General features: G+C 55.6%; 18 protein-coding genes. 12 read left to right on the forward strand and 6 right to left on the reverse strand.

Annotated features, from left to right (window positions below):
* Positions 1 to 14 precede the first annotated feature (14 nt).
* The 5 genes from WG219_08785 to WG219_08805 all read left to right on the forward strand — a co-directional run bounded on the left by WG219_08785 (position 15) and on the right by WG219_08805 (position 5621).
* Positions 15 to 929, forward strand: coding sequence for an AAA family ATPase (locus tag WG219_08785; GenBank protein ID WXL27534.1), 915 nt, complete (start codon positions 15 to 17; stop codon positions 927 to 929).
* Complete coding sequence (locus tag WG219_08790; protein WXL27535.1) at positions 926 to 1882, forward strand: DUF58 domain-containing protein; 957 nt, start codon at positions 926 to 928, stop codon at positions 1880 to 1882. Before WG219_08785 ends, WG219_08790 begins: the two co-directional genes overlap by 4 nt.
* Positions 1879 to 3885, forward strand: a complete 2007-nt coding sequence (locus tag WG219_08795; GenBank protein ID WXL27536.1) for a DUF3488 and transglutaminase-like domain-containing protein — start codon at positions 1879 to 1881, stop codon at positions 3883 to 3885. The genes WG219_08790 and WG219_08795 overlap by 4 nt, the downstream gene beginning before the upstream one ends.
* Before the next feature lie 63 nt (positions 3886 to 3948).
* Positions 3949 to 4722 carry a CHAD domain-containing protein gene (locus WG219_08800; GenBank protein ID WXL27537.1) on the forward strand — a complete coding sequence of 258 codons (774 nt, stop codon included), beginning with the start codon at positions 3949 to 3951 and terminating at the stop codon, positions 4720 to 4722.
* 101 nt (positions 4723 to 4823) lie between these two features.
* Positions 4824 to 5621 carry an acyl-CoA thioesterase domain-containing protein gene (locus WG219_08805; GenBank protein ID WXL27538.1) on the forward strand — a complete coding sequence of 266 codons (798 nt, stop codon included), beginning with the start codon at positions 4824 to 4826 and terminating at the stop codon, positions 5619 to 5621.
* A gap of 43 nt (positions 5622 to 5664) precedes the next feature.
* Here WG219_08805 and WG219_08810 read toward each other — a convergent pair whose 3' ends face one another.
* Both WG219_08810 and WG219_08815 read right to left on the reverse strand, forming a co-directional pair.
* On the reverse strand, positions 5665 to 7131 hold the full coding sequence (locus WG219_08810) for a methyl-accepting chemotaxis protein (protein ID WXL27539.1): 1467 nt from the start codon (positions 7129 to 7131) through the stop codon (positions 5665 to 5667).
* Positions 7132 to 7233: 102 nt separating this feature from the next.
* Positions 7234 to 8061, reverse strand: coding sequence for a TatD family hydrolase (locus WG219_08815; protein WXL27540.1), 828 nt, complete (start codon positions 8059 to 8061; stop codon positions 7234 to 7236).
* 283 nt (positions 8062 to 8344) lie between these two features.
* Between WG219_08815 and WG219_08820 the strand changes: the two genes are divergently transcribed.
* The 4 genes from WG219_08820 (at position 8345) to pap (ending at position 12350) form a co-directional block, all read left to right on the forward strand.
* Positions 8345 to 9682 (forward strand): transglycosylase SLT domain-containing protein, encoded by a 1338-nt coding sequence (locus WG219_08820; protein ID WXL27974.1) that lies wholly within the window; start codon positions 8345 to 8347, stop codon positions 9680 to 9682.
* A gap of 130 nt (positions 9683 to 9812) precedes the next feature.
* Entirely contained in the window at positions 9813 to 10247 is a 435-nt protein-coding gene (locus WG219_08825) for a DoxX family protein (GenBank protein ID WXL27541.1), read from the forward strand.
* A gap of 234 nt (positions 10248 to 10481) precedes the next feature.
* Positions 10482 to 10790, forward strand: a complete 309-nt coding sequence (locus WG219_08830) for a class I SAM-dependent methyltransferase (protein ID WXL27542.1) — start codon at positions 10482 to 10484, stop codon at positions 10788 to 10790.
* Between the two features lie 72 nt (positions 10791 to 10862).
* On the forward strand, positions 10863 to 12350 hold the full coding sequence (gene pap, locus WG219_08835) for a polyphosphate:AMP phosphotransferase (protein ID WXL27543.1): 1488 nt from the start codon (positions 10863 to 10865) through the stop codon (positions 12348 to 12350).
* A gap of 47 nt (positions 12351 to 12397) precedes the next feature.
* Here pap and WG219_08840 read toward each other — a convergent pair whose 3' ends face one another.
* Entirely contained in the window at positions 12398 to 12616 is a 219-nt protein-coding gene (locus WG219_08840) for a DUF6316 family protein (GenBank protein WXL27544.1), read from the reverse strand.
* A 208-nt stretch (positions 12617 to 12824) separates the two neighbouring features.
* Between WG219_08840 and WG219_08845 the strand changes: the two genes are divergently transcribed.
* Positions 12825 to 13775 (forward strand): DMT family transporter, encoded by a 951-nt coding sequence (locus WG219_08845; GenBank protein ID WXL27545.1) that lies wholly within the window; start codon positions 12825 to 12827, stop codon positions 13773 to 13775.
* Position 13776: 1 nt separating this feature from the next.
* Here WG219_08845 and WG219_08850 read toward each other — a convergent pair whose 3' ends face one another.
* The 3 genes from WG219_08850 to WG219_08860 all read right to left on the reverse strand — a co-directional run bounded on the left by WG219_08850 (position 13777) and on the right by WG219_08860 (position 16887).
* Complete coding sequence (locus WG219_08850; protein ID WXL27546.1) at positions 13777 to 14397, reverse strand: NAD(P)H-dependent oxidoreductase; 621 nt, start codon at positions 14395 to 14397, stop codon at positions 13777 to 13779.
* On the reverse strand, positions 14390 to 15784 hold the full coding sequence (locus WG219_08855) for a class II fumarate hydratase (GenBank protein ID WXL27547.1): 1395 nt from the start codon (positions 15782 to 15784) through the stop codon (positions 14390 to 14392). The genes WG219_08850 and WG219_08855 overlap by 8 nt, the downstream gene beginning before the upstream one ends.
* A gap of 104 nt (positions 15785 to 15888) precedes the next feature.
* The gene (locus WG219_08860) at positions 15889 to 16887 is read right to left on the reverse strand and encodes a DUF2804 domain-containing protein (protein ID WXL27548.1); all 999 of its coding nucleotides are present in this window, start codon (positions 16885 to 16887) and stop codon (positions 15889 to 15891) included.
* A 206-nt stretch (positions 16888 to 17093) separates the two neighbouring features.
* Between WG219_08860 and WG219_08865 the strand changes: the two genes are divergently transcribed.
* Together WG219_08865 and WG219_08870 are read left to right on the forward strand one after the other, a co-directional pair.
* Complete coding sequence (locus WG219_08865; protein ID WXL27549.1) at positions 17094 to 17594, forward strand: DUF2059 domain-containing protein; 501 nt, start codon at positions 17094 to 17096, stop codon at positions 17592 to 17594.
* A 23-nt stretch (positions 17595 to 17617) separates the two neighbouring features.
* A complete protein-coding gene (locus tag WG219_08870; GenBank protein WXL27550.1) occupies positions 17618 to 17911 on the forward strand; it encodes a BolA family protein in 294 nt (97 codons plus the stop codon).
* Positions 17912 to 17970 lie beyond the last annotated feature (59 nt).

The following is a 17970-nucleotide window of genomic DNA, read 5'->3' on the forward strand; positions in this document are numbered from 1 at the left end:
CTGAGGAGCGGACGATGCGAACGAAGCTCAAAGCCTGTCTGGATGCCGTCAATCAACTGGTACTGGGCAAGGAGGGCCAGGTCAGATTGGCCATGGCCTGCCTGTTAGCCCGCGGTCATTTGTTGATTGAAGATTTGCCCGGTATGGGCAAAACCACCCTCAGTCATGCCTTGGCTCGCGTGCTGGGCTTGAGCTTTCAACGCATCCAGTTCACTTCAGATTTACTCCCAGGCGACATCCTCGGGACTTCCGTATTTGATCGGGAAAGTGGTCAGTTTGTGTTCCATCCAGGGCCGATTTTCGCCGAGCTGGTGTTGGCGGACGAAATCAACCGAGCCACGCCCAAAAGCCAGAGCGCGCTGCTTGAGGCCATGGAAGAAGGGCAGGTGACCATCGAGGGGGCAACCCGCCCGCTGCCTGATCCATTCTTTGTGATTGCCACGCAAAACCCGGCCAACCAGGGTGGCACATTCGCTTTGCCCGAATCGCAGCTGGACCGCTTCCTTATGCGCATCTGTCTCGGTTACCCGGCTCATGCCGCCGAGAAAGCACTGCTGCAGGGTGAGGGCAGGCGCTCGCTGCTGCCCAACTTGCAACCGTTGCTGGACCATCAGGAATTGGCCGAGATCCAGGCGCACATCCCCTCCGTGCGGGCCAGTGATGCGTTGCTGGATTACATCCTGCGTCTGGTAGACGCCACCCGCACGCAGACACAGTTCACTTCTGGCTTGTCGCCACGGGCCAGTCTGGCTCTGTTGGCAGCGGCTAAAGCCTGGGCATTTATGGCCAATCGGGATTATGTGATCCCTGAAGACGTGCAAGCTGTATTACCCGCCGTGGCGGGGCATCGTTTGCGCGAACCAGCGGAAGCTGGCGGGCAGGGCGGAAAGCTGGTGCAGTGGCTGCTGCGTGAGGTTCCGGTGCTGTGATTGCACAGGCCCGCTCATTGTGGGGGCGCTGGTTGTCCCGGCGTATTCCGGCCTCCAGTAGTGTGCTGCTTAATCAGCGGCGGATTTTCATCATCCCGACCCGCGTTGGCGTGGCCTATATGGCGGCGCTGTTGCTGATGCTGTTGATGGGCATCAACTATCAGAACAGCTTGGCCTATGCGCTGACTTTTCTGCTGGCCTCAGTGTTTGTGGTGGCGATTCTGCATACCTACCGTAACCTCGCTGGGCTGCGGCTGAAGTCGGGCAGAGCACCTTCTGTTTTTGTGGGGGAAGAGGCCGCTATAGGTGTCGTGCTGGAGAGCAAGGGCAAGGCCCATCAGGCCATCAGCATCGGCTGGCCGCCGCAACCTCTGCTGACAGTGGATGTGCCCCCAGCGGGCGTCTGCGACTGTCAGCTGAACCATGTCACTGATTGGCGTGGCTGGTTACGTCCAACCCGACTACGGGTGGAAAGCCGCTTCCCGCTGGGGATTCTGGTGGCCTGGAGTTGGGTCGATCTGGATCAGCGCGTGTTGGTCTATCCGCGACCGCTGGAGGGCGACTTGCCACTGATTGCAGCTGCCGGTGATGACGATGACGAGCAGGGGCATAGCGTGAAGGGCCAAGGCGTTGATGACTATCAGGGCTTGCGCAGCTATCAGGCCGGTGACTCAAAACGACGCCTGCATTGGAAAGCCTACTCACGGGGGCAGGGCCTGTTGGTGAAGGACTTCGCGGCCATCAGCGGGCGCGATTGGATGCTGGATTTCGATGCCCTCAGTGGCGACGTGGAGACGCGTTTGTCGCTGCTCTGCCACTGGGTGCTGCAACTCAGTGAGGCGCAGCAGGCCTATGGCCTTACGCTTCCTGGTGTTCATTTGCCCGTCGCCAGCGGCGAGCAGCAGCGGGAAAGCTGCTTGCGGGCGCTGGCTCTGTTTGGACATAACTCATGAGTCAGGTACAGGCTATCCCTCGTATTAGCCTGGTCTGGCTGTTGGCTGCGCAGGCACTGGTCATTGTGCCGCATCTGGCTTATCTGCCTGTCTGGATCGTGCTGCTGTGGCTGGGCTGTGCGTTCTGGCGGGTGCAGATATTACGCATGCGGGCCCGCTATCCGGGCGCGCTGGTAAAGGCCGGGTTAATCGTGGCTACGGCCGCCGCTGTTGTGTTGTCACGGGGTACGCTGGTGGGGCTGGATGCCGGTGTGGCCGTGCTGATCGCGGCTTTCATCCTAAAAATGCTGGAAATGCAGAGCCAGCGAGATGCCCTGGTGGTGATTCTGTTGGGTTTCTTCAGCGTGGCGGCAGCTTATCTGTTTAATGACAGCCTACTGGCTGCGCTCTACAGCATGTTGCCGGTTACCGCATTACTCGCCGCACTGATCGGCTTGCAACAAAGCAGCTTGGCCAGTAAGCCGTGGCCGACTGTGCGCTTGGCGGGCAGCCTGATGTTGCAAGCGTTGCCGGTGATGGTGCTGCTGTTTGTGTTCTTTCCCCGGATTGGCCCGCTGTGGTCATTGCCTGTGGCAGACAACAAGGCCCAGAGCGGTCTGTCGGACAGCATGTCGCCTGCGGATATCGCTGATTTGAGCCGCTCAGATGCATTGGCATTCCGCGCCAGCTTTACCGGGCCAACTCCGGCCCGTAGTGAGCTGTATTGGCGGGCGCTGACGCTGGATCAGTTTGACGGACGACGTTGGTCGCAGTCCGGCTATGGCAAATTTGCTCCGGGAGCCCGTTGGCAGAAGCAGGGTGAGGCGTTGAGCTACAGCATCATCATGCAGCCCAGTGCGAAGCCCTGGCTGTTTGCGCTGGATGTGGCTGAAACAGCGCTGGAGTCGACCCGGCAGATGGCGGACTTTCGTTTGCAGCGCAATAAGCCTGTGGAGCGGCCTTTGCTCTATCAAGTGCAGTCCTGGCCGGATGCCGTGCGTGAGCCTCAATTAAGTCGCGTGAGCAAAGCGCATGCCCTGCAGCTGCCTGAGGGGGGGGATGCGCGCAGCCGAGCTTGGGCTGCCGATCTCAAGCGTCAATATCCTCAGACTGAGCAGTTGGTTCAGCAGCTGCTGCAGCACTTCAACCGCGAGCCGTTTGTCTACACTTTGCGCCCGCCGTTGCTAGGGCAGGACTCGATCGACGAATTTCTTTTCGATAGCCGCCGAGGGTTCTGTGCTCATTATGCCGGGGCCATGACCTTTGTCCTGCGTGCGGCTGGTATTCCGGCGCGGGTGGTGGCGGGTTATCAGGGCGGGGAATTCAACCCGGCAGGCAACTATGTGCAGGTGCGGCAGTTTGATGCCCACGCTTGGGTTGAGTATTGGCAGGAAGGGCGCGGCTGGATCAGTGTCGATCCAACGTTTCAGGTTGCCCCTGAGCGTATCGAGCAAGGCTTGGAAGAGGCCCTGGCTGAAGAGCGCAGCTTTCTCGAAGGTTCGCCGTTCTCGCCGCTGCGCTACCGTGATCTCGGTTGGTTGAATGACCTGCGCATGGGCTGGGACAACATCAATTACGGCTGGCAGCGGTGGGTGCTGAACTACCAGACAGAACAACAGCTGGTCTTCCTGAAACGCTGGCTGGGCAGTATTGATGCTCAGCGTATTGCTGTGGCGTTGGTCGGCAGTGCTGCCGTGATTCTGGGCTTACTCGCACTTTGGCTGTTCAAGCCGTGGCGACGCGAACGGGATGTCAGCAAGCGCTTGTACCAACGCTTCGAGCGGTTGCTGAGACGTCATAGAGTGATGCCAGCGCGGGGCGAAGGGCCGCGGGCCTTTGCTGAACGCGCTGCCGCTCAGTTGCCAGCACAGGCGGACGCTATTCTTGCATTTGCGCTGGCGTTTGAGGCCCAGCGCTACGGTCAGGCAGATGTATCACCGGTTCAGCTGTCAGCACACCTCAGGTCGCTAAACAGGGCGATGCCATGGCGTATACGCCGTCTTACGTGCCGAGACGGCACCTAGGGCTTGTGAGAACGGCGGAGAAGGGTAGTCTGTTCCCCCATTGGCCGATACAAGGAGTGTCTGATGTCTGTAACCCAAGTTGATGTGCTTAAGCATGTATTGCATCTGCAGGTTCGATTGTTTGCCTGCCGGGAACGTCTGATTGCAGGTACAGACACTGAGGCCTTGCATGATTTGCGCATAGCCTTACGGCAGTTGCGTAGTCTGTTGCGCCCTTTACGGGGTTTACCCGCGTGTGATGAGTTGTCTGAAGCCGCTGCACAGTTGGGACGGCTCAGTGGGCCGGTGAGGGACTTGGAGGTGCTAGAGGCCCATTTGCGTGAGGTAGGCCTAAATGAAGCGGCGGATGCGCGTCTTGCTCGTTTACAGGCTAGTTATGCCGGGCTGATCAAAAGTCGTCAGATGACGAAACTCTTTACTGTCTTGGACCAATGGCCACAGCAGTGGCGTGAATCGGGTTTTGAAGACCAAGTTCAGGAACTCAGTAAGCGCGTCAATAAATGCTTGAAGAAAGATCGCAAGCGTCTATACAGCGCATTGCATGAGTTATTGGGCGATCGTCATCGCCTGCGGCTGCTAGTAAAACGCCTGCGTTATAACATCGAGGCTTATGCGGCAGACACCTGCCCAGACACTCAAATCCAACTCAAGCGTGCGCAGTCGGCTTTAGGTGACTGGCATGATCATTACCAATGGTTGAGTCGGGCGGAAAGTGAGGTGGATTTACAGCCCCGCATTGCCACATGGCGAAACAATATGCAGGAGGCTGCTAAGCGCAGTGACGAGGCATTAGCCCGTTTGATGTCAGATCCTTTATTCAGTGCGTGGAATGGTTGATTCCAGAGCCTCTGTGACAGTGTTTTGACCGAAATGGCATGCCGAGCCAGGCACGCTTTGACCTATCATCCGCCACATATTGAGTGGCGAGGTGTGTGCAGATGGAGTTTTCACAATTACTACAGGCTGTCCGTGCTAACCCGGAGGCGGTCGTGATTCCGCCTGAGTGGGGGCAGGGACGTGCCAGCTTCGGTGGGCTGGTGGCGGCACTGGTGTATGAAGCCATGCGTAGCAAGGTTGCGGCTGACCGCCCGGTGCGCTCACTGGCGCTTACCTTTGTTGGCCCTGCGGCAGCCGACGTACCGATCAGTTTTGAGGTGGAGGTGCTGCGTGAGGGGCGGGCTGTCAGCCAGCTCCTGGGGCGTGCCGTGCAAAATGGGCAGGTGGTGACGCTGGTGCAGGGCAGTTTTGGCGCCGGACGCGAGTCGGTCATTAATCTTGCTGCTGCGCCAGCGCCGGAAGCCTTGTCGCCTGAACAGAGCAAAGAGCTGCCTTATATCCCTGGTGTAACCCCTGAGTTCACCCGTTATTTGGCCATGCGCTGGTGCTACGGTGGCTTACCGTTCAGCAATACGCCATCCCGGCAAATGGGCGGTTGGGTTCAATTGCGCAACCAGCCAGCGGGTGTAGCAGTGGATGAGGCACATTTGTTGGCATTAGTCGATGCCTGGCCTCCAGCGCTGCTGTCGTATTTGAATAAGCCCGCGGCAGGGAGCTCGCTGACCTGGACCATTGAGTTTGTACAGCCTGTCGCATCGCTGACTACGCAGGATTGGTGTTTGTACAAGGCCGAAATTGAGCATGCCCGAGATGGGTACGGTCACGTCGCTGCAGCACTCTGGAGCGCTGAAGGGGAGTTGCTAGCGATCAGTCGACAGACCGTCGCTGTGTTTGCGTAATTTTTAGGCGGCCGTGTTTAAGCGGCCGCCTAAAAATGATGGGTCACAGTTTTAACTGCCGTATGGCTGTAGTCAGCTCACCAGCCAGTTCAGCTAATTCAACACTGGTAGTGGCGGATTGGCTGGTTTGTTCTACGGTTTTTTCGGTGACATCGCGGATACGAATGACCGTGCGGTTCATCTCTTCAGCCACTTGGCTTTGCTGCTCAGCCGCTACGGCAATCTGCGTATTGCTTTCGCGCATCAGGGCCACTGAGCCCGTGATAGCTTCGAGCGCATGACCGGCTTCTTCGGCCTGCTTAACGCACTCATCCGCTTTAATTGAGCTTTCCTGCATGAAATCCACGGCATCACGGGTACCTGCTTGCAGGGTGGTGATGATTTCGGTGATCTCGTTGGTCGAATCCTGAACGCGCTTGGCCAGGTTACGCACTTCATCGGCAACAACGGCAAAGCCGCGGCCCATTTCCCCTGCACGGGCTGCCTCAATAGCAGCGTTCAGGGCGAGTAGGTTGGTCTGCTCAGCGATGCCGTGGATTTCATTGACCACGCCGCCGATACGGTGGCTGTCTGCGGCCAGTTTTTCGATCATTTCGGCAGTCTGCTGAACGCCACTGGAAAGACCTGAAATCGATAGACCAACACGGTTAACCACTTGCTGGCCACTGCGTGCCAACTGTTCAGCGTTTTGCGATTGATCACGCGTGTCCGCAGCATGCTCTGCAATGTGGTACACGGTGGCCGACATCTCATTGATGGCAGTGGCTGCCTGTTCGGTTTCGCTTTGTTGTTCGAGCATGCCCTGGCGCACTTCACGCATGCTGCTAGCCAAACGCTCTGCGCCGTTATCGAGCTGAGTTGCTGATTGAGCTACAACACCCACCACACGCTGGTAACCGGCTTGCATGGCGTTGAAAGCGCGTGCCATTTGACCTACTTCATCACGGCTGGCAAGGGGGGCGCGGGCATTAAGATCGCCCGTACGCTCGACCAGAAGCATCACATCCTTAAGGGTGTTGAGGTGGCTGAGCAGAAACATGATGAGCAGTTGAGAGGCGGCCAGCAGGAGCAGCATCAGCAGGGCCACTACAAGCGCATAGCTTGGCGCTCGATCAATGAATACCTCAATCAGGCTCGGTGCTTTGGCGATTACCGCAAGGCGTTGACCATTGCTCAGTGTGATCACTTGTGCCCCGATTACGCCCTGGCTGCCGTTCAGCTCAACCCAACCGGTGGTTTTGCCCAGCAGTGCGCCCTGATTATCGGGGAGGCGAGGCGACTCGCCCGCGGCGAAGCGGATGAGGTTATCTCCAACTGGCAGTGACTCGCTCTGTGGCCATTTACTGAGCAAGCCCGCTTGCTGTTGTGCGGCAGCTTTGGCTGCACTCTGATGTGTCCGGGTCTCCAGGTGAATGGAGTAGAGGACCAAGAGCAGGGTGGTGAAAAAGGCTACGGCATTGACGGCCCAGAATTTGTACTTCAGCGACAGATCGCTAATCCAAGAACCCATGCTTAATTCTTCTTTATCAGAGGTTGGTGTGAGGCGAAGCCATTAGTATTAAGTGTTATCGGCATTACGCCGTTGATCTTTATCAACGACATGAAAAACTTGTCATTCCTGGCTTTGGGACTGATCTGGCAGCTCAGGGAGCTGGAAAAAAGCCCGTGCGCACGCCGTGGTATGAGCTGCAAGATGTTGTTCTGTTTCACCTCTGTGCAGAGCCACTTCCCTGAGCACTTCACCCAAAAAAGCTGGTTCGTTTCGATTGCTTTTGGGCTTTGGGCGCAGGCTGCGAGGTAATAAATAGGGGGCGTCACTTTCCAGCATCAGACGGCCTTTAGGGATTTCACGTACCAGCGGGTGTAAATGGCTGCCGCGTCGCTCATCACAAATCCAGCCTGTAATACCGATGTGCAGGTCTAGGTCCAGATAACGATACAACGTGTCTTTTTCGCCGGTGAAGCAGTGCACAACCGCAGCAGGCAATTTGTCACGGAATTCACGCACAATCGCTAATAGACGCTCTCCAGCTTCGCGCTCGTGGAGAAAAACCGGCAGCTGATGCTCTACGGCTAGCGCCAATTGCATTTCCAGCACTTTCTCCTGCTGGGGGCGAGGCGAGAAGTCACGGTTGAAATCCAGCCCGCACTCGCCAACAGCCTTTACACGTGCCTCTTGAAAAAGGGCTTTCAGCTGATTGTGGCTATCGCTGTTCCAGTTGCTGGCATCATGAGGGTGAATACCTGCTGTACTAAAGAGGTACTCACTGCTTTCATCCAGCTGTTGGCTCAGTTCCAGTGCCTGTTGGCTTTCACTGATGCTGGTACCGGTCAGCACCATCTGGCAGACGCCCGCAGCTCTTGCACGGTCCAGAATTGCCTGGTGCTGTTCGTTAAAGCTGGGGTGGGTCAGATTGACGCCAATGTCGATGAGTTGCATCGTGCTACCTGAACAAAGTGATGGTTTGTGAGTCAGTACATGGTTCGATGTATTTAATGTCAATAAATACAATCAGTTAATTCTTTTATATGAAGTCATACGTCATGCAAAGTTGGCATCTTGCGCTTAGCTGTGCGACCCTCCGCGCCCCGCACAAGCCAGCATTTGCCTGCATGACAGCATTCTCGTTCACGAACCTCATTTTCCAAACTGCCTGCCGGAGGCCGGGGTTTTGAGGCTGCGTGCACTGTTGGCATGTTGCCTGCTCTTGCTCTCATGCAATGTGTTTGCACGTATCTCCGGCCCGCAGGAGGTCGACCAGCCCAGGGCTGCCCGTGACCTTCCGGCTATTCGCAGCAGTGGTGAGCTGCGCGTCCTGATCAACCAAAGCCGTAATAGCTCTGGGGAGGTTAAAGGGCAAAGTATAGGTACTGAGTATCAGCGTTTACGTGCATTTGAGCACTATCTCAATCGTAATAGCCGCAACGGGCGAACGATCAAGCTCAAGCTTATTCCGACCGCTAAAGATCAGTTGCTGGGAGCATTGAGGCGTGGTGAGGGCGATTTAGTCGCGCCGGGTGAACTTATAAATGTGCCACGTGGCAGCAACCTGAGTGCCAGTACTGAGACGCGTCAGCGTGTTCCGTTGGTTATTGTTGCCCGTAAAGGTAATCGCGTTTATCAGCGCCTGGAGGATCTCTCCGGGCGTAGCCTAGCTTTACCGGCCGGTAGCGTAGCGGGAGAAGCCGTGCAGGCGCTCAATCAGCAATTGATGGACCGCAAGAAGGCGCCTCTGGTTATCGAATGGGTAAGCCCTACGCTGGCCGTAGAAGATGTGCTGGAAATGGTCCATGCGGGCATCTTCACTTTGACGGCGGTTGAGTTGCCCATCGCTGAACGCTGGGCCAAGGTCATGCCCAAGCTGCGTGTTGACCGACACATGAAGCTGTTGGAGGAGGGCTCGACCCATTGGTACACGCGGCGCGATATGCCGATGCTGACCGCCAGTATGGATCAGTTCATCAAGGGCTATCAGCCTCCCGACGACCAGGATGCTAACTTCCAGCGAGTCTACCGGCGGCTATACAAAGTGCACTATCCGTTGGGGAGGGTTGAGCGTCAGCGGCTGACCCGGTTACGCCCAGTATTGCAAAAGCATGCACGCGCGCAGAATTTCGACTGGCTCATGTTGGCTGCGTTGGCCTTTAAGGAGTCGACACTCAATCCATCGGCCCGTGGTGCAAGCGGTGCTGTTGGTCTGATGCAAATCACTCCGCCCGCTGCGCGCAGTGTCGGCGTCAGTAATATTGCCAATCTGGATAACAACGTCATGGCCAGTGCCAAGTACCTGGCAATGGTTCGCCGCAACTTCTTTAACAGCCCCAAGTTGAATGAGCGCGAGCGAATGGCATTTGTTCTGGCGGGCTATAACCTGGGACCGCAGCGTGTGCAGAGCCTACGGGCTGAGGCACGCAGGAGAGGCTTGAACCCTAATCAGTGGTTCTTCCAGGTTGAGCGTGTGGCGATGGAGCAGCTCGGGATGGGCGTGGTCAGCTATGTTAATAGTGTGAACAAATACTATATTGCGTATGACAGGGAGCGGTACTTGCTCGAGCAGTAATGAGCTTTGGGCTTAAGCCTGTTGGATCGATTTATTCGATTATTTTTAGTGGAATTGTCCGTTAGAAGTATTCACTAAACTGGATATTATGCAGGCGTCTCTTACCCATTCTCAGACAAGGAAAGCTGTAATGAACACATTCATTCAATCTGTACTTTCATCACGCGCAGGTTATGGCATCACCGTTCTACGCATACTGATTGGTATTACATTTGTTGCCCATGGCGGCCAGAAGTTGTTCGGTCTGTTCGGCGGTTATGGACTTGAAGGCACCGGTCAGTGGATGGAAAGCATTGGCCTGACGCCAGGGTACTTCCTCGCCCTGTTGACTGGCGCTACTGAGTTCTTTGGCGGTCTGGCATTGATTATCGGTCTGCTGGCGCGTCCTGCAGCAGCTGCTCTGGCCTTTGCTATGGTCGTGGCGATTTTTTCGGTCCACATTTCCAACGGCTTCTTCCTGAGCAACAACGGTTATGAGTTTGGTCTGGCCCTGCTGGCTGCCAGCCTCGCTATCTTGATTGAAGGGGCGGGCAAACTGTCCGTCGATAACGCCATCGCACACTAATGGTGTTGTACCGTGAAAGCCCACCTAGCGTGGGCTTTTTCATTGACAGTAGTAGGGCAGGGTTCTAGGATTCTCGTCCAGCGCCGATTTAAACAGCTACTTGCGGGGCGCCGGGAGTTTGTTTTTCAAACCCCTGAGAAGATCTCTATTGAGACTTCGAAATACCGCTAAAGCGCTGGTTCGGTGTCGCCTCTCACCGCTGCCCAGCGGAAGCAACGAGGCGGAGATGTATAAATGCTTTGTCCAAAACCCCATATTCGATTAGCCCCGATCACTTCCGGGCTGGCTTTGCGCAATCCAAAAATCCTCCTTGGCGGCAGTCATCAGCCGACATTGCTGCGCTATCTGGATGGCTGGCCAAAGCGTTGGGTTGGACAGAAGAACCTGCTCATCAACTTCGTCCATGACGGCGAATCACTGTCTCGCTTCCGCACCGATCAATTTGATATTGCGGTTATTCAGTCACCAGCTGCAGGGCAGGTGGATGAGACAATCAAGCAATTAATCCGCGTTGCCAGACAAGGTTTGATTACCCGCCGTTAGTTCTGCACCGATAAGCTTTTCCCAAGACCGCTCTGATCCGCTAATCTGCGGGGATATGTCTGGGAGAGGGTTATGTTCGAATCCGCTGAAATTGGCCGCAGTATTGCCAAAGACGTTTACGAAAAAGAAGTCGTCATGCTGCGCGAGGCCCTGCTTGAGGCTCAATACGAACTCCAGCAGCAGGGCCGCTTTGCTGTATTGATTTTGATCAACGGCATTGAGGGGGCAGGTAAGGGCGAAACGGTCAAACTACTCAACGAGTGGATGGACCCGCGTCTTATCCAAGTGAACACGTTCGATCGCCCTACTGATGAAGAGTTGGCGCGGCCACCAGCATGGCGTTACTGGCGACAATTACCGCCTAAGGGGCGCATGGGGATTTTCTTTGGTGACTGGTACAGCCAGATGCTCCAAGGGCGTGTCCATGGCCGCATTAAAAGTGCCCAGTTGGATCAGTACATTGATGGCACATTGAGCATGGAGCGGATGCTCAGCGATGAAGGCACGCTCATATTTAAGTTCTGGTTCCACCTGTCCAAGCAGCAGATGAAAGCTCGCCTCAAAGCGCTGCGTGATGACCCATTACACAGTTGGCGCATCAGCCCGCTGGATTGGCAGCAATCAAGGACTTACAACAAGTTTGTTGAAGTTGGTGAGCGTCTGCTGCGTCGTACCAGCCGGGATTATGCGCCTTGGTATGTCGTGGAGGGTGCTGATCAGTATTATCGCAGCCTCACTGTGGGGCGTATTTTGCTCGATGGTCTGCAAGCAGCTCTCAAGTCCCGCGAGCGCATCACCTCACATCCCCATGCTGCGCCTATGATTTCTAGTCTGGATGAGCGGGGGCTTCTAGAAAGTCTGGATATGACCCAGGCGCTGGATAAAGGGGATTACAACGAGCAACTGGCGATTGAACAAGCGAGTCTGTCTAGCCTGTTGCGCGACAAGCGTATGCGTAAGCATTCACTGGTCGCGGTTTTCGAGGGTAATGATGCTGCAGGTAAGGGTGGAGCGATCCGCCGTGTAATCGGGGCTCTTGACCCACGACAGTACCGGATTGTTCCAGTTGCTGCGCCTACTGACGAAGAGCGGCAACAACCCTACTTGTGGCGGTTTTGGCGGCATTTGCCTGCAAGAGGTCAGTTCACGTTGTTTGACCGATCTTGGTATGGCCGTGTTCTTGTCGAGCGAGTTGAAGAGTTTTGCTCTCCCAGCGACTGGCTGCGTGCCTATGGTGAGATCAATGACTTTGAGCAGCAGATGACGGATGCCGGTGTTGTTCTGGTCAAGTTTTGGTTGGCTATTGATCAGAAAACCCAGCTCAAGCGGTTTAAGGAAAGGGAAAAGATTCCGTTCAAACGCTTCAAAATTACAGAGGAAGATTGGCGTAACCGGGAGAAGTGGCCGTTGTACCGGGACGCAGTTGGCGACATGGTGGATCGCACCAGTACAGAGATTGCTCCATGGACGTTAGTTGAGGCTAACGACAAGCGCTTTGCCAGGATAAAGGTGCTGCGCACCATCAATCAGGCGTTAGAAGAGGCTTTCAAAAAGGATTGAGTTGGGTGCTCACAAATAAAAAACCGCGATTAATCGCGGTTTTTTATTTAAAGGTGCGGGGCGTAGCTCAGGCCAAGTAACTGCCGGGCGCGAACTTGTCTGTCAATATAGCGTTGGACTTCCCTCTCAGCATCGACACGCGTGAAGTAAGGACCTTCGAGAGTGCCTTCACGGGTCGAAAAAAAATATTGGCCGTTGACCGAGCTAATTCGATCAGATCGGTAGTGGGTAGATTTTGCCGGGTCAACTTCACGCTTACCGATCATGATGATGTCCTTGGTAAATAAAGGGTTATTGTTTTTATAGTTCGACTGTACCAAATAATCGAATCAATAGGACAGGGCTTGCGGCACACGTCACATGTTTGTTTTTTCTGTACTGCAATACAGTACGGGGGCAACTGAGGGCATGACTGTGTCTGTAGTCGTTGATGGTCAGCCCCTAAAATGACCTATTCACCTGTTTGGGGCTGTCATGCATACGTCGTCGGGTCGTTGGGCTTATGGTCTGTTTTTAACCCTTTTAACGGCTTTCCTCTGGGGCATTCTGCCCATCAAACTCAAAGAAGTGCTTGAGGTCATGGACCCTATCACCGTGACTTGGTACCGCCTCTTGGTATCGGGTGGCGTCTTGTTGGCCTACCTCACGGCAAGCAAGCGCCTGCCTGCGTTTTCCTTATTGGGTAAGAAGGGCAAATGGTTAGTGGTAATTGCTGTATTAGGGCTGACGGGCAACTACGTGCTTTATCTGTTTGGGCTGAAGTTGTTAAATCCAGGCACTACCCAGTTGGTTATTCAGGTGGCACCGATACTGTTGCTGGTGAGTAGCCTGCTTATCTTTCGTGAGCGTTTTAGTCTCATTCAAGGGCTTGGATTATTAGTGCTACTTGTGGGGTTTGGCCTGTTCTTTAATCAGCGCTTGGTTGAGTTGCTGACCTCTTTGACCGCATACACCACGGGTGTATTGATCGTTTTGGCTGCAGCCTTTGTTTGGACGTTTTACGGGTTGGCGCAGAAACAGCTGCTGACGGTGTGGAATTCTCTGCAGATCATGATGGTGATTTACCTGGCCTGCGCCGTCCTGCTTTTCCCTTGGGCGCATCCGCAGCAGGTAACGGAGTTGAATTCGGTTCAGGGCTGGTTACTGCTGGCGTGCTGCTTGAACACGTTGGTGGCCTATGGCGCTTTTGCCGAGGCGCTGGCGCATTGGGAAGCGTCTAAGGTCAGTGCTGCATTGGCAGTGACGCCATTGGTAACCTTTGCAGCGGTTGCCCTAGCGGCCATTTGGTGGCCGTCACACATCCTGCCTGAACAGCTGAATTGGATCGCTTATGGCGGTGCCTTGTTGGTGGTGAGTGGCTCAGCATTGACCGCAATGGGCCCGACTTTGCTGGCCGGGCTGCGCGGGCGTTCATCTTTGCGCTGATTCAGGCTTGGCTGCCTAGCTTTTCAGCGTGATTGAGCCATTTCAGTCGCTGTTCTTCTGAGGCCATGCGCACGGGGGCGAACGTGTGCAGGCTTCGGGTTTTGATCCCGCTGAAGCCAAGAATGGTGCGCTTTATTTGCCGATGCCCCGGTGCGCCATATACCCAGCGGAAGTACCAAGGTGGTGTGTCCATGGTGACCAACACGTCAGCGGTGCGGCCGCTGAGAAGTTTGTCCCAGATGCGTCCGTCGTTACGGTATTTGAAGGCAAAACCAGGTAAGAACGTACGGTCAAAAAAGCCCTTGAGCAGGGCCGGCATGCCGCCCCACCAAACGGGGTAGGCGATAACCAGATGCTCAGCCCAATGGATCTGCCGTTGGGCTTCGAGCAGGTCAGGTTCGAGAGTCTGGCTTTGCTCATATCCGTGATGAAGAATCGGGTCAAAGGCCATCTCGTTAAGGCGTAATTCCCGCACGATGTGGCCTTTACTGCGAGCACCGGTGCTCCAAGCGTCCGCCAATGCGTGGCACAGGCTGCGGCGCTTGGGGGAGCCGATAATCATCAGAATGCGTTTGCCGTCGCCCTCCAGTTTGGTTGCGCCGCTCTTAACCTGATCATTCATGTTGGCCTGCCTTCAGCATATTTTCGGGACGCACCCAAGCGTCGAATTCCTCGTTGCTGAGGTAACCCAATTGCAGGGCGGCCTGGCGCAGGGTCAAACCGTCTTGATAGGCCAGTTTGGCGATCTGCGCGGCTTTGTCGTAACCGATATGTGGATTGAGGGCTGTAACCAACATCAGGCCTTGCTCCAGATGTGCGGCCATGCGCTCGCTATCGGCTTGCAGACCCGCGACGCAATGCAGCTGGAAGTTTCGGCAGCCATCACCAAGCAGGCGGATTGATTGCAGCAGGTTGTAGATGATGACGGGCTTGAATACGTTGAGTTGCAAATGGCCCTGGCTGGCAGCAAAGGTAATGGCGGTGTCGTTGCCAAGAACCTGACAGGCCAGCATAGACAATGCTTCGCATTGGGTCGGGTTAACCTTGCCGGGCATGATTGAGCTACCGGGCTCGTTCGCGGGTAGGCGTACTTCCGCAAGTCCTGCACGGGGGCCGGAACCCAACAGGCGCAGGTCGTTGGCGATTTTCATCAGCGCTACTGCGAGCGCCTTCAAGGCGCCTGCGAGTGCTACAAGCGGCTCGTGGCCTGCCAATGCGGCAAATTTGTTAGGGGCCGTCACCAGCGGCAGCCCCGTTAAGGCAGCCAGTTCGGCAGCGATGGCGGTATCGAAGCCGTGTGGTGAATTAAGGCCGGTGCCTACCGCTGTTCCACCTTGTGCCAGTTGGTAGACAGCGGGCAGGGCGTTGAGCAGTGCCTGCTCCGCGTAGTTAAGCTGCGCGACGAAGGCTGAAAGCTCCTGGCCAAAGGTCATCGGCGTGGCGTCCATCATGTGAGTACGCCCAGTTTTGATCTGCTTGCTATAGCGCTCTGCTTGCTCCTGCAGGCCGTCGCGCAACTCGTGCAGAGCAGGGAGCAGGTGCTGGTGAACAGCTTCTGCTGCGGCAATATGCATGGCGGTTGGGAAGCTGTCGTTGGAGCTTTGCGACTGGTTGACGTGATCGTTCGGGTGGACAGGGCTTTTGCCGCCACGGGGCTTGCCCGCCAGCTCATTGGCGCGCCCAGCAATCACTTCGTTGACGTTCATATTGGTTTGCGTGCCGCTGCCGGTTTGCCAGACCACCAGTGGGAATTGGTCGTCGTGTTGTCCAGCGATGACTTCATTGGCGGCTTGCTCAATTAAACGAGCCGTGTCGGCCGGCAATGAGCCAATGCGCTGATTGACCCGTGCAGCCGCTTTTTTGATCTGGGCCAGGGCGCGAACGACCGCAAGGGGCATGCGCTCATCGCCGATGGCAAAGTTCAGGTGAGAGCGCTGGGTCTGGGCGCCCCAGTATGCTTGCTCTGGTACTTCAATCGGGCCAAGGCTGTCAGTTTCAATACGGCTCATGCATTTCTCCTGATCGCAAAGACATGGGAAATCGCTGGCTCCATAGCGGTTTCTGTATGGCTTAGGGTGCGGCAGGTGGGCAGAGGTTCCGTATGGACGTGCAACTACCAGCGCGCTTCAGCTTCGCCCAGCCAGCCGAGTGCATGTTGTACAGGTACACACTCGTTCTGATCACCGCGTAATGTGCCGCTGAAGCGCCCGAAGAGCTGGCGGTTATTGATATATAGCAGGCCAAAATTGCGGCGGGTGACGTGTTTCTGGCTGGGTGTGAATGACAGCTGCACTTTTCCGTCCGCACTTGTTAATTGGCGCGTGGCCATTAACTCGCTGGACTCCACCTCAATACGAATGGGGCTGGTCAGGTGTTGCGCCTGCCCGCCGAACCACAGGGTGTTTTCAGACAGCCCGCTGTGGTCTGTCCACCCGGTGCCGAAATTACCTGCAATGCCGCCTGGAGCGGCAAAAGCTGCGCGGGTCCATTGGCTTTGGAACGGCCAAACACCTCGGCCGAAGTCTAAGGAAGCATAGCTCTGGGTGCCGGCACTTTCATGAAGACGGCCGTTGAGCTGGATGCTGCCAGTACAGGGCAGGCCTAGGTGACGACTTGATGCATGAAAGCTGTTGCGTCCAAGGGGGGCAACTAGATTAGCCGATTCGAGGTGGGCAGGGCGCTGTATGTGCAGCATGGCCTGGATTGCTTGGCCGCCATGGTTGGACGCGCTTAGGGTAATGGTGCTGTTGTGGGCGGTGGCGCTGACTCTGAGTTGCAGCAGAGGGTGATTGAAGGTGTGATCATCGAAAGGCTGATCAGGAAGGCTAGAGTCCCTTGCAAAGAGTCGTTTCTGGCTGAAGCTGTAATGTTCGCCGCTGACCAAGTCGACAAAATGTGCTGAGGCCAAACCCACGTAGTCAAAGTCAGCATGGGTAATCGCTAACATCCACTGGGGATTGATGATGCACCAATGATTCCACCGCTTGCGTCGACCATAACGACCGGGTATGGCGTAGTTCACCGCGGGGTGAGATGAAAAACCGATAGCCGCAGGGTTGAGTTGCCCTTTGCTGTCACACAAGGAAGTGCCAGAGGTTGTTAAGGTGTTCATTTGCACGTCCATGTGTGCGCCCGAATTGGCCATAAGCCTCAGACAGGCGTGTTATCAATGAGTTTCTTGGCGTGTGAACCTGTCTTAAAAATACATAGAACGTTAGTGCTTAAATATTGTCTATTAGCTTGAGTATGACAATAGCTTGGGCACAAAATGATGTTACGAGGGTCACAAAAACTCGTAGATAAATATTGGAGACAACCATGTCACGCTTAACCGCTGTAAGTGCTGCCCTCATTCTGGCCTGTGCGAGTGCGCCTGTGCTGGCCGATGCCAAAAGCCACGCGGCGGATGCTGAACGCTTCCTTTTGCTGGCTCGGGCGGACAAGTTGGCTGTGCCGGTTTATTCGCAGGTACAAGGCATGTTTGCCCAGCGATTCGCTGAATTAAAGGCCCCAGCTAGCCAGAAAGCTGTGCTGGAAACCTATCAGGCGCAGGCCAATACCGCGCTGGATCAGGCGGTGGGTTGGGACAAAATCAAACCCGATATGGTCAAGCTCTATACCAGCACCTTTAATGAGCAGGAGCTGAAGGACCTGATTCGTTTCTATGAATCCCCGCTGGGCAAGAAAGTCATGGAGCAAATGCCGATGCTGACAGCACGCTCGGCACAGCTGACTCAGGGTAAACTGGAAACCGCGGTGCCCAAGGTCAATCAATTGCTGGACGAGATGACCACCAAGCTGGGCGGCAAGAAACAGTAATCAGCGTTTTCAGGTGAGTTTTTATGGCAAAGATTGATCTTCTGCGCGGCGCTTTAGCTGCATTTGATGCTCAGCACCTTGATGTGCTGGATGAAAGCCATATGCACAGCCGTGGACAGGAAACCCATTACAAGGCCGTTATCGTCAGTGAGCAGTTTGCCGGGCTGAATGCGGTTAAGCGTCACCAGAAGGTTTATGGCTGCCTGGGCGATTTGATGGGGCAGATTCATGCATTGGCTCTGCACACCTATACCCCGCAGGAGTGGCAGGAGCAGGGCGTTGCACCGGCTTCACCGACCTGTCGCGGAGGCCACTGAGGCAATTGAGCCTTAACAGCGCTGCATTAAGCCCCTAAAATGCACGCCATCGGCCCGAG

Origin of the sequence: Pseudomonas mendocina, from assembly GCA_037482215.1 — a bacterium.
Lineage (GTDB): Bacteria > Pseudomonadota > Gammaproteobacteria > Pseudomonadales > Pseudomonadaceae > Aquipseudomonas > Aquipseudomonas mendocina_E.

Excerpts from the sequence above, each read along its gene's own strand:
- WG219_08785 (WXL27534.1), top strand. The coding sequence starts at position 15 with ATGCGAACGAAGCTCAAAGCCTGTCTGGATGCCGTCAATCAACTGGTA.
- WG219_08795 (WXL27536.1), top strand. The coding sequence starts at position 1,879 with ATGAGTCAGGTACAGGCTATCCCTCGTATTAGCCTGGTCTGGCTGTTG.
- WG219_08800 (WXL27537.1), top strand. The coding sequence starts at position 3,949 with ATGTCTGTAACCCAAGTTGATGTGCTTAAGCATGTATTGCATCTGCAG.
- WG219_08805 (WXL27538.1), top strand. The coding sequence starts at position 4,824 with ATGGAGTTTTCACAATTACTACAGGCTGTCCGTGCTAACCCGGAGGCG.
- WG219_08810 (WXL27539.1), bottom strand. The coding sequence starts at position 7,131 with ATGGGTTCTTGGATTAGCGATCTGTCGCTGAAGTACAAATTCTGGGCC.
- WG219_08815 (WXL27540.1), bottom strand. The coding sequence starts at position 8,061 with ATGCAACTCATCGACATTGGCGTCAATCTGACCCACCCCAGCTTTAAC.
- WG219_08825 (WXL27541.1), top strand. The coding sequence starts at position 9,813 with ATGAACACATTCATTCAATCTGTACTTTCATCACGCGCAGGTTATGGC.
- WG219_08830 (WXL27542.1), top strand. The coding sequence starts at position 10,482 with ATGCTTTGTCCAAAACCCCATATTCGATTAGCCCCGATCACTTCCGGG.
- pap (WXL27543.1), top strand. The coding sequence starts at position 10,863 with ATGTTCGAATCCGCTGAAATTGGCCGCAGTATTGCCAAAGACGTTTAC.
- WG219_08840 (WXL27544.1), bottom strand. The coding sequence starts at position 12,616 with ATGATCGGTAAGCGTGAAGTTGACCCGGCAAAATCTACCCACTACCGA.
- WG219_08845 (WXL27545.1), top strand. The coding sequence starts at position 12,825 with ATGCATACGTCGTCGGGTCGTTGGGCTTATGGTCTGTTTTTAACCCTT.
- WG219_08850 (WXL27546.1), bottom strand. The coding sequence starts at position 14,397 with ATGAATGATCAGGTTAAGAGCGGCGCAACCAAACTGGAGGGCGACGGC.
- WG219_08855 (WXL27547.1), bottom strand. The coding sequence starts at position 15,784 with ATGAGCCGTATTGAAACTGACAGCCTTGGCCCGATTGAAGTACCAGAG.
- WG219_08860 (WXL27548.1), bottom strand. The coding sequence starts at position 16,887 with ATGAACACCTTAACAACCTCTGGCACTTCCTTGTGTGACAGCAAAGGG.
- WG219_08865 (WXL27549.1), top strand. The coding sequence starts at position 17,094 with ATGTCACGCTTAACCGCTGTAAGTGCTGCCCTCATTCTGGCCTGTGCG.
- WG219_08870 (WXL27550.1), top strand. The coding sequence starts at position 17,618 with ATGGCAAAGATTGATCTTCTGCGCGGCGCTTTAGCTGCATTTGATGCT.